The sequence below is a fragment of the Rhodoferax sp. genome (assembly GCF_034519335.1).
Taxonomy (GTDB): Bacteria; Pseudomonadota; Gammaproteobacteria; order Burkholderiales; family Burkholderiaceae_C; genus Allorhodoferax.
In genome coordinates this window covers 115,579-130,569 of record NZ_JAXHOL010000026.1, presented here as the reverse complement: position 1 = coordinate 130,569, position 14,991 = coordinate 115,579, and the positions used below count along the sequence as shown (strand labels likewise).

The 14,991-nt window shown below is 55.7% G+C and carries 10 protein-coding genes and 1 pseudogene; 1 reads left to right on the top strand and 10 read right to left on the bottom strand.

Going from position 1 to position 14,991, the window contains the following annotated elements; all coding sequences use genetic code 11:
• The 3 genes and pseudogenes from U5O12_RS11900 to U5O12_RS11890 form a co-directional block, all read right to left on the bottom strand.
• A pseudogene (locus U5O12_RS11900) lies at positions 1 to 252 on the bottom strand (hypothetical protein); the annotation flags it as partial.
• A gap of 200 nt (positions 253 to 452) precedes the next feature.
• Positions 453 to 1,127: a glutathione S-transferase family protein gene (locus U5O12_RS11895; protein ID WP_322578839.1), complete on the bottom strand. Its 675-nt coding sequence runs from the start codon at positions 1,125 to 1,127 to the stop codon at positions 453 to 455.
• Between the two features lie 49 nt (positions 1,128 to 1,176).
• Positions 1,177 to 1,935, bottom strand: a complete 759-nt coding sequence (locus tag U5O12_RS11890) for an SDR family NAD(P)-dependent oxidoreductase (RefSeq protein WP_322578838.1) — start codon at positions 1,933 to 1,935, stop codon at positions 1,177 to 1,179.
• 156 nt (positions 1,936 to 2,091) lie between these two features.
• On the opposite strand from U5O12_RS11890, the gene U5O12_RS11885 reads away from it, so the two are divergent.
• Entirely contained in the window at positions 2,092 to 2,991 is a 900-nt protein-coding gene (locus tag U5O12_RS11885; RefSeq protein WP_322578837.1) for an AraC family transcriptional regulator, read from the top strand.
• A 209-nt stretch (positions 2,992 to 3,200) separates the two neighbouring features.
• On the opposite strand, the gene U5O12_RS11880 is transcribed toward U5O12_RS11885, so the two are convergent.
• The 7 genes from U5O12_RS11880 to U5O12_RS11850 all read right to left on the bottom strand — a co-directional run bounded on the left by U5O12_RS11880 (position 3,201) and on the right by U5O12_RS11850 (position 14,729).
• Positions 3,201 to 4,724 carry a rhodanese-like domain-containing protein gene (locus tag U5O12_RS11880; protein ID WP_322578836.1) on the bottom strand — a complete coding sequence of 508 codons (1,524 nt, stop codon included), beginning with the start codon at positions 4,722 to 4,724 and terminating at the stop codon, positions 3,201 to 3,203.
• 17 nt (positions 4,725 to 4,741) lie between these two features.
• On the bottom strand, positions 4,742 to 5,197 hold the full coding sequence (locus U5O12_RS11875) for a toxin-activating lysine-acyltransferase (protein ID WP_322578835.1): 456 nt from the start codon (positions 5,195 to 5,197) through the stop codon (positions 4,742 to 4,744).
• A 62-nt stretch (positions 5,198 to 5,259) separates the two neighbouring features.
• The gene (locus U5O12_RS11870) at positions 5,260 to 9,735 is read right to left on the bottom strand and encodes a calcium-binding protein (protein ID WP_322578834.1); all 4,476 of its coding nucleotides are present in this window, start codon (positions 9,733 to 9,735) and stop codon (positions 5,260 to 5,262) included.
• Positions 9,736 to 9,872: 137 nt separating this feature from the next.
• Positions 9,873 to 9,995: a hypothetical protein gene (locus tag U5O12_RS11865; RefSeq protein ID WP_322578833.1), complete on the bottom strand. Its 123-nt coding sequence runs from the start codon at positions 9,993 to 9,995 to the stop codon at positions 9,873 to 9,875.
• A 593-nt stretch (positions 9,996 to 10,588) separates the two neighbouring features.
• The gene (locus U5O12_RS11860; protein WP_322578832.1) at positions 10,589 to 10,873 is read right to left on the bottom strand and encodes a hypothetical protein; all 285 of its coding nucleotides are present in this window, start codon (positions 10,871 to 10,873) and stop codon (positions 10,589 to 10,591) included.
• Between the two features lie 116 nt (positions 10,874 to 10,989).
• On the bottom strand, positions 10,990 to 12,507 hold the full coding sequence (locus U5O12_RS11855) for an HlyD family type I secretion periplasmic adaptor subunit (protein ID WP_322578831.1): 1,518 nt from the start codon (positions 12,505 to 12,507) through the stop codon (positions 10,990 to 10,992).
• Complete coding sequence (locus U5O12_RS11850) at positions 12,504 to 14,729, bottom strand: type I secretion system permease/ATPase (RefSeq protein WP_322578843.1); 2,226 nt, start codon at positions 14,727 to 14,729, stop codon at positions 12,504 to 12,506. Before U5O12_RS11850 ends, U5O12_RS11855 begins: the two co-directional genes overlap by 4 nt.
• Positions 14,730 to 14,991 lie beyond the last annotated feature (262 nt).

The following is a 14,991-nucleotide window of genomic DNA, read 5'->3' as shown; positions in this document are numbered from 1 at the left end:
GAGGCCCAGGTGTTGGGCGGCTCCCAGCAGGTCAGAGGTGGTGACTGCGTCGGTGCTGGCGATGCCCATCTGGTGGGCTAGGGTGGCGGGGTCGGCGGCTATCTGGTGGAAGCGGGCTATCGTGCATAGCGATGCCAGAGCGGTACTGTTCGACGTGGTTGCTGGAATCGACGCTCCCACAGAAGGGACACCATCACCGGTCTTCGGCGGATTGGCATCTGATGTATCCACGGTAGCGTTCAAACCTGACATAGGGGTACCTTGTTTGAACGTGCTTTGCCAACATCGGCATCAGGCACCTCCAAACGACTCTCTTCATCTTTGTGTGTGACAGATTGAATCGTAGGGGGCTTCCTAAATTTTGGATATCCCCCATATAAGGGACAAAGGCATATTTATTTACCTTCCTCAAGCGCGATATGCTTACCGCCTAATCAAAAAGCGCGTTCGGTTCAGGCCGCATGGATGGCCTGGTGCTGACGCAGGTGTAGCTGGAACCGCTCGTCATAGTCTTCCCCCACGGCGGCAATGACGCTCTGCCGGGCCGCCAGCGCCGCCCGCCACGCTGACGCGCGCGGAAGGTTTTCGAAGATCGGCTGTGACACCGTCGGGTCCAGAATGTCGAAGTATCGGAAGAGGGGCGCGAAAACCACGTCGACCATGCCAAAGGCGGCACCGCCGAAATAGGGCCGTTCCACAAGCACTGTCTCCAGTTGCTGGAGTCTGTACCGGAACGCCGACTGCTTTGCATCTGCGGTCGGGCGATCCTTGGCGTTGAGGAACTGCCAGGCCTCGGCGAGGGTCGCCGTGCCGAACTCGATCCAGCCCCGCTGCCGGGCACGCGACAGCGCATCGGCTGAGTACAGCCTTGCGCCGGCCTGAGATTCTTCGAGATACTCGCAGATCACCATGCTCTCAAAAAGGACGGCGTCCGGCCCATCCGCCTGGCTTACCTTGAGCAAGGGCACCTTGCCGGTCAGTGAAAGCGCCAGAAACCAGTCGGGCTTGGCCGCGAGATCGATGTCGATCCTGCTGAACGACACGCCCTTTTCCAGAAGGACGATCGCCGCCCGTTGAACGAATGGGCAGAGTGGATGGCTGATGAGCGTCAGGCTGGTATCTGGCATGGTGGCCTTTCTAAGTATCAACACGGAGGTGTGCGCTGTCGTGCCGGCGTCAGAGCAACTGGCCGCCCGAGATATCGAAGGTCGTGCCGTTCGCCCAGCCCATGTCGTCCGACAAAATCGCGGCGACGGCGCCGCCGATATCGTCAGGCAGGCCGACCCGACCCAGCGCGATGCCTTGCGCCACATAGGCATTCACATCCTGGTTGTCACGCACCGCACCGCCGCCAAAATCGGTTGCAATGGCACCAGGAGAAATGGCATTCACCCGAATTCGACGGGAACCAAGCTCTACGGCTAAGTAACGGGTCAGCACTTCTACCGCAGCCTTCACTGCCGCATAGACGCTGTACCCTGGCATCGTAAAACGCACGAAACCGGATGACATATTCAGAATCCGACCGCCGTCCTCTACGAGCGGCAGCAGCTTCTGTGTCAGAAAAATTGGACCGCGAAGATGCGTTTCGACCAGGGACGAAAACTGCTCCTCCGTCGCGTCTACAAAATTCGAAAAGAGGCCATTGCCGGCATTGTTGATGAGGAAGTCGAAGCGATCGCGGCCGAAATCAGTCTTCAGGGTAGTCGCCACTGCGCCTGAAAAAGCCTGGTAACTGGCGGTATCGGTAATGTTGAGTGGCAGCATGGTGGCCTTGCCGCCCTGTGCTTCTATTTCCTGCTTCAGCGTCTCGGCTTCCGCAGCGCCGCTGCGGTAGGTGCCGATGATGTGGACACCCCGCTTGGCGAGGTGTAAGGCCATGTTGCGGCCAAGGCCGCGGCTGGCGCCAGTGATGAGTGCAATCTTTTGGGTCATGGGTTTCTCTGCTAAGTTAGGCGCCAAAATCGGCGCTTTCTGGAGATGCCCATGGTAGGCAACGGCCTGCTTTTGGCCCACGCCAATACGCTCAGTTCATTGCCTGATTGTCTCAATCGCTATGAGCGGCGCTCGTGCCCTCGGCATAATGGGCGCATGAAAAACGATCTTGCACCGCATCTGGATATCGCCTTGCGCCATGCGCCACCGGGCCTGACCGTGACACAGATCCCACGGGTGGACATTTGCGTCGGGCAAGGCTCTACGGACAAGGCGCCATGCCTGTACCGATCGATGATTTGCTTCATCCTGCAGGGCTCGAAGCGCGTTGCCCTTAACGACAACCTTCTCAGCTACGACAGTCACCACTATCTCATCAGTGCCCTGGAATTGCCATTGATTGGACAGATTCTTGACGCCGAAGATGGGCGGCCCTACGTTGCGGTGTCCCTCGTGCTGGATCCGTCCATCCTCGCGGAATTGGCAGCGACCATGCCAGCGGTTCGTGAGAATGAACATAAAGGCGTTGGCGTCACCATCCACCCGATGTCTGATGCGCTGCGTGAAACCTTGCTCCGCCTGTTGTCCTTGCTCGATACGCCCGCCGATATTCCGATTCTCAGCCCCATGATTGAGCGGGAATTGCTCTATCGTCTCTTGCAAGGCCCCCAAGGCCGACTGTTGCGTCAGATTGCCCAACCCGAAGGGGCACTGGGTAGCATCCGGCGAGCCGTTGAATGGATTCGGGACAACCAGACTAGCCGTTTGCGCATCGAGGCCTTGTGCGACGCAAGCCGTATGAGCCGCGCTAGCCTGCATCGCCATTTTTTGACGATGACAGGCTTCAGTCCTATCCAGTACCAAAAGCAGCTTCGATTGCAGAAAGCTCGCCAACTTTTGCTGGCCGGCGAACATCGCGCGTCTGACGTAGCGTTCGCTGTAGGCTATGAAAGCGCATCCCAATTCAGCCGCGAATATCTACGGCAATTTGGTGCACCGCCTGCACGCGACGTGCGCGAGATACGGCAGGCGATTGGCGCCCCCGTTACAGCTTAAACGGCAGCCCAATTTGTGGGTTGCGGGGGCCTAGCCGTCCCATCAACCCAAATGGGAACCGGGCCCATTAGCACACGGTGGAAACACGCCCATCCAAAGCGAGCCTTTCTTTGGTAATCGTTAGTTCTTCTCATAGTGAAGTTCGAGCGATTTTTGAAGCGGTTTTCAACATAGGGCACCCTAAGGGGACTTTAGTTCTTAGCAGTAGATCAATTCACGACCGCTTCGAGTATGGGCGTTGCAACTGGCAGGCCAGCTGCTTCCCAAGCCTTCATTCCGCCCCGGTACCAGCCAACATTTTTGTACCCAATCTTCAATGCCCGCAACGCCGCATTCGCGGCCGTCCAAGTCTCCTTTGAGCGTGCGAAGAATACGATAGGCCTCTCCATATCTGGGGCCAAAATCTGGATCAAAGCCTTGTAGCGGGCTTCTAGCGCAACATCCTCGCTGCCTTCGTATGCCATTCCAGCACTGAGAAGGGAAACAGCTGTTGGAATGGTCTTGTCCATCACGTCGACATCAATGAGCACGGGGCTTTGGCTTGGCTTCTTTAGACCCATTGCAATCTCGGACGTAGTGTAGTTTTTGATGCCAGCTATTGTGTTGGGCGTCATTTCAAAAAGGTACTTGGAACGAATGCCGTTGAACCGAACGTACTCGCCACCTGTAACTTCATCTGCAAATTGGGTTTGCGTTGGAATTTCTAGCCTTTGCAAAGCCTCCTGATGGCTTTGGGCTACAGATTGATGCCAAGGCGCGAGGTCATATTCATCCAGCGCAAAAACTTGGCACAAGGAAACAGGTCGGGTTTTACGGTGGTTACAAGAATAAGTGGCCGCCGCAATAGCACTGAACTCGTTTTGGACATCCCAGTTATTCGCGAACCCGAACCCTGTCACAGGAAACGCTAAGGCTTTGTGCTTGCCCCTCGTGGGATGCGCGAGCAACAACTCTTTGCAACGTTCGGAGTCACAATGCTTCGGAGCCAAAGCGCTCACGTAGCCTCCAAAATCTTCAATCTTTTGGGTCAATGCAATGCCCATCAACTGATCCGACTTCTTCATACTGTCTGGCAATTCGATATGCGTTGTCGCATCAGAAGTAACCAGTCCCAAGCTCATCGCAGTTTCATTGGGGTACACAGTGCATTTGTCCAAGGGCGACTGGGCATTGCGGCAATGCAATGCTTTTGCATTGGGCGCTCGCTTTTTATCAAATACTTGGAGCATGGCAGACCGGTCCTCCATGTCATAAAGCGCTTGATTCATGATCTCGGAATTGAAGTTTTCGCCAATGCGAAGCTTCATAAACGCGAAGATTTTTGCCTGCACTTCAGGATCAATCGCACCGGTATGTCTATTGTGTGCGCCATGGATGCCGATGCTGGTCGCGGTACCTGGTGCGATGTCTGCAAAAGTTCTTTCAGTACCACCCAGAAACATCAAAGCACATGCCGAGTTGCACCGTCCACCGATGACGGTTTTGATCTTCCTCTCAGCCAGCATCCGGCCAACACGCAGACCAGTCCAGAGATCGCCACCCGGAGAATTCAAGAACACAAAGGTGTCTACCTCTGGCTTGGCCAGTGCCGCCTCAAACTTCTGGATGTCTTCGCCCAAAGGACCAGATGCAAACACCTGATTTCCTTGAATAAGAAGATCCATGGCTTTGACTTGACCAAAGCCCAGAATAATGGCGAGCATGGGAAGAATTGTTCGAATTTTGAGCAACATGTTTCTACTTTCGCAATTTAAGCGGTGCGTAGCTGCACCGTTGGACTTGTAGCCAAGTCCCTGGATTTTTCTAGCGCTTCGGCGCCATGGATGTACCAAATACGCATCTCATCACTGCCAGGTTTGACACGCAAAGCTCGGCCAACCTGGTCTTTGAAGATATTGCGCCGCAGGTCTTTGATGACTTCTTTGGTAGCTCCAAACGGGGAAATGAAGTCAATCACCCACCCGCGCTTTCCGGACTTCCAATCTACTGGCTGTAGCCCTCTTGGATTGAGAACATACGCAGATTCCTTTTCTTGCGACAACCAAGCCCATGACACATAGGCCACGGGCTTACCATTCTGTGTGTAGACCCGAAACTGCTTGTGCATGAGCGCAGGAACCACCCACTGCAACAAACTGGCCATGGCCCATTTGTGATGCAGTGGAGATTGGCTCATCAACCACGCCACTTGTCCCAGAACCTCCATATTGGAGGTCTCGGGGCCGGTGTCCGAAGCTGGATGGGTAGGTTGTGGCTGGCGTTGGGCCGTCACGCCTGCACCGCCCAGACCTGATTGATCGCGGTTTGTACCGACTGCGGCAAGGTACCGGTTGTGACTCCATAGGCAGTCGTGCCATCATTGGCTGAGAAACTGGCCATGGCCTCCACCAACTGGTTAACCTGGTTATAGGACAGTGCGGCGTCCGCCGTGTAGATACCTTGGACATATCTCTTGGCGTCTGTGCTGTAGTACCAGTCCTTGAAAGTCATGCTGTCGTTGGTGTTCAGAATCTTCATGACCAGGTCATTGTCGATTCGTTCAAACCACAGAGCTTCCTTGTTGACATTGTCCTCCAGCGCAATGATGTCGGTGCCCACAATCCCCGCCTGGTCACTGCCGATGTAGGTGTCCTGGCCATCACCGTAGCCGAAGCGGTACACATCGCGGCCTTGGCTGGCGATAAAGGTGTCATTGCCGTAGGAGCCAATGATGATGTCATCGCCATCGCCTCCGTTGATGGAGTCGTTACCTTCAGCACCCATTAAGAGATCGTTACCTGCATCTCCGTTGAGCACATCATTGCCCACACCACCGGTCATCAGGTCCGCACCAGCACCGCCATGGAGCTCGTCATTCCCCTCTTCGCCAGACAGAATGTCATCGCCATCTTCGCCAAATAGCTTGTCATTGCCTAAGCCACCGAACATAAAGTCGTTTCCGGCCGCGCCGCGCAACTCGTCATTTCCGGTGAGGCCTGCCATCCAGTCTGCATCCGCAGTTCCGGTGAGTGCATCGTCCACACCCGCAGAACCCGCTGCCGGTGCAGCATCAGTACCAGTCTGGGTATTCACAATCTGAGATACGTCAACATCCTTGCCGTCGAAGAATTGCAGCACTTCAACGCGGTTGGCCGCAACATCCCAGTTCTGGATGCGCACGGAGTTAGCGACTTCAGACAATGGCTGGTCCAGTTTGTCTGCGTCACGGATGTAAACGACCATATCGGCCCCATCGCGCTTAAGCACCAAGTGGTCCACCAGGATGCCTGCGCCGAAGAGCAGTTTGTCACCGCCAGGTTTGGTCTTGTCGGTTCCTACGGTGGAGCTACCGGTGTCTAGGACGGTGTCGTGCCCGTCGCCGCGACTGAAAATATAGGTATCGTCGCCAAGACCGCCCTTGACTAGGTCATCGCCTGCTCCACCCATCAGCATGTCGTTGTGGTCAGATCCGACCAGAGTGTCATCCCCGGCGTTGCCACCCAGCCAAGATGACGCTGCCGTAGCGGTCAAAGTATCGCTATCTGCCGTGCCGTTCTGCGCATCGTTCAATGCACCGATGTTGGCGCGGAAGCCGTTGAGGAACTGCAAGGTTTCTACACGGAACTGGGGGGACGTCCAGTTGGTGATAGTGACCTGGTCGAGCGGTGTTGCGCTTGTAGTCATGGTGCCGTTTGCATTGGGCAACGCTTGCAGCTGGATTTGCCAGTCATTGCCCACTTTTTGCATGAGCAGGTCACTGACCGAGATGTTGCTGCCAAACTGGAGTGTGTCATTGCCACCTTCTGCAGCTTGGGTGACTGCGCGATAGCCAGTGCGGGTTTCATTGACCCAGGCTTGCCAAGTTCCCATCTTGCTGTCGCTAAAGGTTTGCAGCACAGACTCCTCGTATTGGTAGGCCTGTTGAACCACCTCCGTGGCTGTCTCGTCAACGATGTCTTGACCATCTCCACGGTTGAAGTGATACACATCATCGCCCAAACCGCCGTTGAGCCAGTCATTGCCGATGCCGCCGCTGAGAACATCATTTCCAGCACCGCCATGGATGGTGTCGTCACCAGCTCCCCCCATCAGGTAGTCGACATCCGCGCCACCGTTCAAGGTGTCATTGCCTGCACCACCAAAAAGGTCGTCTTCCCCCTCGCCGCCATCCAGCGCATCATTGCCTGCACCGCCGACCAGGTAGTCATTGCCTGCCAAGCCTTGCAAAGTGTCATTTCCAGCTCCACCGGAGAGCCAATCGCCTGCAGCAGCCCCCGTTAGCGTATCGTCCGCAGAAAGACCAGATTGCGCTTGCGTGACGTTGCTCATGTCCAGTTTTCGACCATCGGCCAGTTCAATGCTCTCAATGCGATTCATGGCATTGCCCCAACCCTTGATGAGCACCTGGTCCGCCATGGCATCTACCGTAGCAGCGGTTTGGTTCGAATCTTGGAGTGCGATCAACATGTCGCTACCTTGGGTCTGGAAAAACAGGTCTTCCAGAGAAATACCTTGCCCAAACTGAAGCGTGTCATTGCCTCCGTTGTCCTGAACGGTGCGGGTCTTGGTCACGGTACGGTAGTCGTTGACCCAGGTGCCATACTTTGCATCACCCTCGAAGTGCTGGCCGACATACTCCTGCTCGGTGTAGTTCTCTTGGTGGTCAACGTTGTCAAAGATTTCATCTTTGCCATCGCCACGCAAGAAAACGTAGGTGTCGTCACCAGCACCACCTTGTAGGTAGTCATTGCCTGCGCCACCCAGAAGGATGTCGTTTCCTGCACCGCCCCGCAACGTGTCAATGCCGTCCATTCCAATCAAAACGTCATCTCCTGCATCACCTTGCAACAGGTCGTCTCCACTGCCAGCAATCAAGAAATCATCACCAGCACCACCTTTGAGGGTGTCCGCCCCCGTGTCGCCGAATAGGAAGTCTCTACCATCACCTCCGTCAAGCGTATCTTCACCAGCTCCGCCAGTCAGGTAGTCTGTACCCGCCAGACCGTCCAGGGTGTCGTTGCCGCCACCACCGGACAAGAAATCTCCCTCAGCTGTACCTTGCAAGGAGTCAGCTGCGGCCAAGCCGTAGGCGCCGTACATCACTTGGCTAAAGTCGAACTTGCTGCCATCGCCGAAAGCGAAGTTCTCTACGCGCTGACGCTGGTCTGCCCAGTTCTCAACGGTGATTTGGTCAGAAGTTGAAATAACGTCCGGTGCGCTGGAATCACGCAACTTGACCACCATGTCAGCACTAGAACGCTCCAGCACAATATCGGACAAGCTAATGCCTGTGCCAAACTGCAGTGTGTCAATACCACCGTCAATCTGGCCGTAGACATCGACCAAACGAGTGCGGTTCTCATCACGGGTAGCGGCTCGATAACCAGTACGCAGCTCACTGACATACCAAGCGTTTTTGGCGTCGCCGGTCAAAACCTGCTCGGTGTAGGTGTATTGCTCTTGGAAAGACACCGACTCTTGGTAGGCCTCCTTCTTTTTGGACCAACCCTCAACGAATTCAGAAATGGTGTCGGTGCCATCACCGCGTGCATAAAGATACGTGTCGTTACCCGCACCACCCTCTAGACGATCAGAGCCCGTGCCACCGAGCAGCATGTCATCTCCGGAACCGGCTTTCAGGTTATCGTTTCCAGCTCCGCCCATTAAGAAATCAGCCCCACCCGCAGTGTGCAAGACATCATTGCCTGCGCCGCCATCGAAGCTGAAGTCAGTGGTGTCGCTTGTACCGGTGATGGTGTCATCCGCGCTCCCTGCAGCGACTGCTTCTACTTGAATGTCATCCGCCACCAGCACCAGTTGACTGTTGTCCACCACCGTCAAGCTGTCGTAACCGTCTCCACCGTTAATCCGGCTGGACTTGGCGGTACCCACCAGCGTAGACAAGGAAGCCGTATCCGCCGCATCTACAAACAGCTGGTCATGACCGGCGCCTGCCAAAATTTGATCGGCTCCCTCACCTCCAACTAGCAGGTCATTACCTACGCCACCTTTGAGGGTGTCGTCACCTGCGCCACCGTCCAGCAGGACCTGCGTGGTTTTAGAGGACGCATCCAGAACGTTGGCACTGGCATTGCCGGTAGCCCCGATCCAGACAGTTGCATCACTGTCGGCCCCCAGGTTGAAATCTGGGCTGGCTGCATCCGCAGCCATGTTGCGGTAGTTCAGCGAGGAGCCGCTTTCGAACTCGTAGACGGTGTTGCCATCAGCATCCAGACGGGTGCGGTAGCCCAGTGTGTTGTATGCAAAAGCTACGTCAGCTGCCTGGATGATGGTGCCATCTGTGCGCTGCACGTCCGTCAAACCAAACACTTCAGTGCCGTCCGACAGCACTTGGCCCGTGCCGTCTTTGACAGTGAGGTTCATGCTTTGGATGCCGGCTTGAGTAAGCGTTTGCATCTCCCCGTCGTCTGCGACACCATTGCCGTTCGCATCTTTCCAGACCTTAAAGTCTCCAAAGCGATCGTCTTGAGCGTCCAGTACGCCGTCGTGGTTGCTGTCAAAGGTGGCGGCTACTGCCTGCAGATCGGTGTCACCCTCGGCAGTCGTCCATTTGGAGAATGCAATTTCTTTGCTTTGCGTGACTTGGTTGTCGTTGCCTTCGTCAATGACCAAGACGCCATCTTTGGGGCCTGCCCATGCCGTGGATTCACGATAACCGTCATCGTCAAAATCAAAGTTTGTTCCGCCATCGCCCAAGCTTTGCAACGTTACACCGTCACCATCCAGGTCAATGACGATGGGCATACCAGAATCGGTTGACGAGCCATACCGGTTCGTCAAGCTTGTCATTTCGCGGCCCATACTGCCGGTGCTGTCACCGCTATAGTCTGTCGAGGACCAACGGCTGTAGTTGCCGTAGTTTGAATAGAGCTGTTGTTGAATTACTTCTGCCGCGGCTGCTGCTTGGCGAGCACGCTCTGCAGCAATCGCTTGCTCTTTTGCCTGTCGAGCAGCTTCTGCAGTTTTTGCTGATTCTTGAGAGGCTGAGCTGGTTTGACCAACATTGATGGCGGAAGTCAATGTTCCACCATCTAGACGGCGTGGATCATTCTCCATCGCAGGGCGTCGCACAGAAATTACTTTGTCGTCCGAATTCGTAGAAGAATTGGAAACTGTTGAGGCGAATACACTCGCCAAAAAAGGGACTGCCCTCGGTGTTACATAATTATCCCATGCTTCATTTAACTTATGATCAGTGTAAATGCCTGCACCAACTGGAACTACTGCGCCCCAACCAGTTAGTGCAGCAGGTGCAAGAGCTACTCCAACACCAATTCCAGACAATCCAGTAAAAGTATTCTTTGCTGCCTCGTTGATGGCTCCAGGACTAAATGTGAAACCTAAGTACGTGTAGCTAACTCCAGCTGTATATACATCTTTGGCAAACATGCCAGTTTCAACTGCTGCCCCAGCAATACCTATAGCAGGGCCTGCCTGCGCAACGCTACCCCTAGCAGTCGAATAAACGGCCACATTTAAATTTGCGGCCTGAACTTGCCCGAAATTTACAACTCCAGCACTGCCAGCAGACGAAACAATATAGCTGGTAGTCCCGCGAATAGCTACAAACATTGTCATACAACCTCCAAGGTTAAATTTACTTTTTACAATGAATAACGGCTTGAATTACTACTGCATTAATAAAGAATACGCATCCCAAGGCAAGCGGAAAAGCTGCCTCACTTTGTGGTCCAAAAACATAGACAACCAACGAAAAAATTCCCTTGGCAAAGATATTTGAATCAATATGATCAACTTTTATCAAGGGATTCCAATTCAAATATGCATCGAAAAACATAACTGCAGCCAATCCGAAACTAATATTTCTTCCCAAAATTAGCGATTCATACTTTTTTTCAGAATCAGATTGCGCATACTTCATAACAACTCCTTTTCCGGAAATTCAAATAAATTATTCGCAACTCATATTTCTCCTGCGTAAAGCAGGTTGCATATTGATGCAAAAACTCTTCCTCGGCATATTTATACATGCAGGGTTCAACGCTCTCTAAGTGACTCACCACTCATCCTCTGCACCGGACTAAGCAGGAACTCAATAATCCGCCGCTTCCCCGTCTTGATCTCCGCAGTAATGTTCATCCCCGGACTGATAGGTATCTGCTTGCCGTCAACGAGCATGTCCTTCTTGTTGAGCGTCAGGATGGCCGGGTAAAAGCTCCCCCGCTTCTCATCCGTCACCGCATCGGCTGACACGTTGTCCACGGTGGCTTTGACCGTGCCGTACTTGGTAAAGCTGAAGGTCTCCAGCTTGATCTCCGCGGCTTGGCTCGCATTCACAAACCCGATGTCCTGGTTGGCAATGGCCACCTCGGCAGTCACTTGCGTGGCATCCGGAACCACCACCATGAGCTGCTGGGCACTGGTGACCACGCCCCCCGTGGTGTGAATAGCCAGTTGCTGCACCGTGCCGTCTACCGGAGAGACGAGCTGGGTCTGCTTTTCTCTCTGGGTGGCTTTGGAACTGTCCGCGCTGAGCTGGATGCGTTTGGTACTGGCCTGGGCGTAGCGGTCGTTGAGCTGGCGCTGGGTTTCTGCTTTGTAGGCGGCTTTGGTTTGTTCAGTTTCTGCGGCGGTAGCCATTGCTTCGCTGAGTCTGGCTCTCTGGGTGGCCAGGTCGCGTTCCAGCTCCACCCGCTCCCGTGTCTTGTCTTGGGTGGCGTGGCTGGAGATAAAGCCTTGGTCGACCAGCCGGGTGAAGTCCGCTTCCCGGCTTTGGGCCATGGGGACGGTGGCTTCCAGTTTGGCGATGCTGGCTTTGACGGTAGCGATCTCGGCCTGGCGGCGGTTGCTCTCGGCATCGAGCTTGGAGAGCTTGGCGCTGATGTCTTGCCATTCGGAGATGAGCTGCGCCCGAATGGCTTGCCCTTCGACATGCTCAGGGTGAACGGATTTACGGCTATCTTTAACAGTCAAATCACCCTCTAGCCCGCTTATCACCTGCGCAAGCAGCTTCTCTTTTGATAGCAGTTGCAGCAGTGCTTTGGTGCGCTGTTCTTCGCTCAGGGCAGCTTTGTACTGCTCTTGCACGCTGGCCTTGTCGGCACTGGCCATGGTGGGGTCTAGTTCCACCAGCACTTGGCCTGCATGAACCTTGTCGCCGTCTTTGACGAGGACGGCTTTGACGACACTGGCTTCCAGGGGTTGGATGACCTTGGTGCGCTCACTGACGATGATGCGGCCGGGGGCGGTGGCGACGATGTCCACCTCACCGATCAGGGACCAAACCAGGGCCAGGATGAAAAGTCCCATAAGGAGGTAGGCCAGGCGGCGGGGTGCCGGATGCACCGGGGTGTCTTGCAGGCTCAGGGCTGCCGGCAGGAAGGCCACTTCGTCGGCCAGTCTTGCCGGGCCAGCCAGCTCTTTGCGGTGGGCCCAGGCGGCCCGGAAGATTGCCTTGTAGCGGGAGATGAGTTCCAGCGTGGGGTGTCTGGGCTTTACTTCTTCAGCGATGGGGGTGGCTTGAGGTATAGCTTGAGGCATGGCACTGGTGTTCATACCCGCACTCCCTGCAACGTGGGATCCGTGACGTCGCTCTCCACCTTCACCCCATCCTGCATCGCCCACAGGTGGGCGTACAGCCCCTTGGGTTTCTGGATCAGGACTTCATGGGGGCCAGCTTCCACAATGTTGCCCTTCTCCATCACGATGATGCGGTTGGCGTTTCTGACGGCAGACAGGCGGTGGGCAATGATGAGCACGGTTCTGCCCTGGCAGATGTACTGCATGTTCTTCTGGATAATGGCCTCTGACTCGTAGTCCAAGGCACTGGTGGCTTCGTCCAGGATCAGGATGCGGGGGTTGGTGAACAGGGCGCGGGCTATGGCCACGCGTTGGCGCTGGCCACCCGAGAGACTGCCGCCCTGCTCACCCACCACGGTGTCGTAGCCTTCGGGCAGTTCGCTGATGAAGTCGTGCGCACCGGCCAGTTGGGCCACGCGCATCACCGCTTCGATGGGGGCGGCCGGGTCGGCAATGGCGATGTTTTCTCGGATGGAGCGGTTGAAGAGCAGGTTTTCTTGAAGGACTACGCCGACTTGGCGGCGTAGTTGGGCGGCATCTATCAGGCTGATGTCGATGCCGTCGACCAACAATCTGCCGCCTTCGGGGCTGTAGAGGCGCTGAACCAACTTGGTCAGGGTGCTTTTACCGGAGCCGGAGCGGCCGACGATGCCGATGACTTCGCCGGGGCGCACATCCAGGCTGATGCCGTTCAGTACTGGGGCAGCTTCTGGGCGGTAGCGGAAGACGACTTTGTCCAAGGTGATGCGGCCCTTGAGTGCCGGGAGCTGGGCGGTGCTGCTGGGGGGGACTTCGGTGCGGGTGTTCAGGATGTCACCCAGCCTGGCCACTGAGATTCCGGTCTGTTGGAAATCTGTCCATAGCTGGGCCATGCGCATGATGGGCTGCGAAACACGGCCTGCAAACATGTTGAAGGCGACGAACTGACCCACGCTGAGTTGGTTGTCCATGACCAAGTGGGCGCCGTACCACAGCGTGGCGGCATTCACCAGCTTGCCAATCAGGTTCACACCCTCATGGGCCACGCTGGCCAAGTTCTGGGTTTTGAAGGAGGCGGAGACGTAAGACGCGAGTTGGGTGTCCCAGCGTTTGGCGAAGCTGGGCTCCAACGCTGTGGCTTTGACGGTCTGGATGCCGGTGACGGTTTCCACCAGCATGGACTGGTTTTCTGCACCGCGGGCGAACTTGACGTCCAGGCGGGCCCGCAGGATGGGGACCACGGCCAAGGAGAGGCCAAAGTACAACGGCAGGCTGACCAGCACGATGAGGGTCAAGGGCACGCTGTAGAAGAACATGACGGCGATGAAGACCACCGAGAAGACCACGTCCAGCAACACGGTCATGGCGTTGCCGGTGAGGAAGCTGCGGATGTTTTCCAGCTCACGCACGCGGGCAATGGAGTCGCCGACACGGCGGGCTTGGAAGTACGAGAGGGGGAGTTGGATCAGATGGCGGAAGAGCCGGGCGCCGAGTTCGACGTCGATGCGGCTGGTGGTGTGGCTGAAGACGTAGGCGCGTAGCGCATTGAGGACTGACTCAAACACCACCACTATGACCAATCCAATGACCAACACGTCCAGGGTGGTCATGCCTTTGTGAACCAAGACCTTGTCCATCACCACCTGGAAGAACAAGGGGGAGACCAGGGCGAAGAGCTGCAGCATGAAGCTGATCAAGAGCACTTCGCCCAAGAGTTTTCGGTACTTCACCATGCTGGGGATGAACCAGGTGAAGTCAAACTTGGCCAAAGCACCTGCCAATGAGGCGCGGCTGGTGATCAGGATGAGTTCACCGGTCCACTGGGTGGCAAATACTTCTGCCGATTCGATGGTGGGACCAGCAGAAGCACCGGGGGCTGCAGACTTGGCGGGGTCTTGGAACAGGACACGCTTGCCATCGCTTTGGGCCAGGATGACGATACGCAGAGAGCCATCGTCGGTTTTCACCACGGCCAGGGCTGGCAACGGAACCAAACCAAGTCGGTCTATAGAGGAGCGACTGAGTTTGGCTTTGAGGCCCAGGTGTTTGGCAGCACCCAGCAGGTCGGCGGTGGTGACAGCGTCGGTGCTGGCAATGCCCATCTGGTGGGCCAGAGTGGCGGGGTCGGCGGCTACTTGGTGGAAGCGGGCGATGGCGCAGAGAGCTGATAGAGCAGAAGACGCACGGGATTCCGCAACACCCGTTTGCTGGTCTTCCACTGCAGAAATGCTGGCTACGCTGATCTCTGGCCCGCTTGGACCTGCTATCTCGGACACAAAATCCCCTCAAATCCATATCCTTCTGATTGAAGGGACATTGACACTGCGGCGACTTTACACATCTTCACACTTTCCCGCTATCCCCCAAACGGGTGAATTTGCAAGAATTTTTTTTGGGGCGCAGCCAATTGGTACTCACGTTTTTCATTGCGTGCAATGCAGTTGCCTTGCAATGCAAAACCGAAACAAGATGAGGGACTAG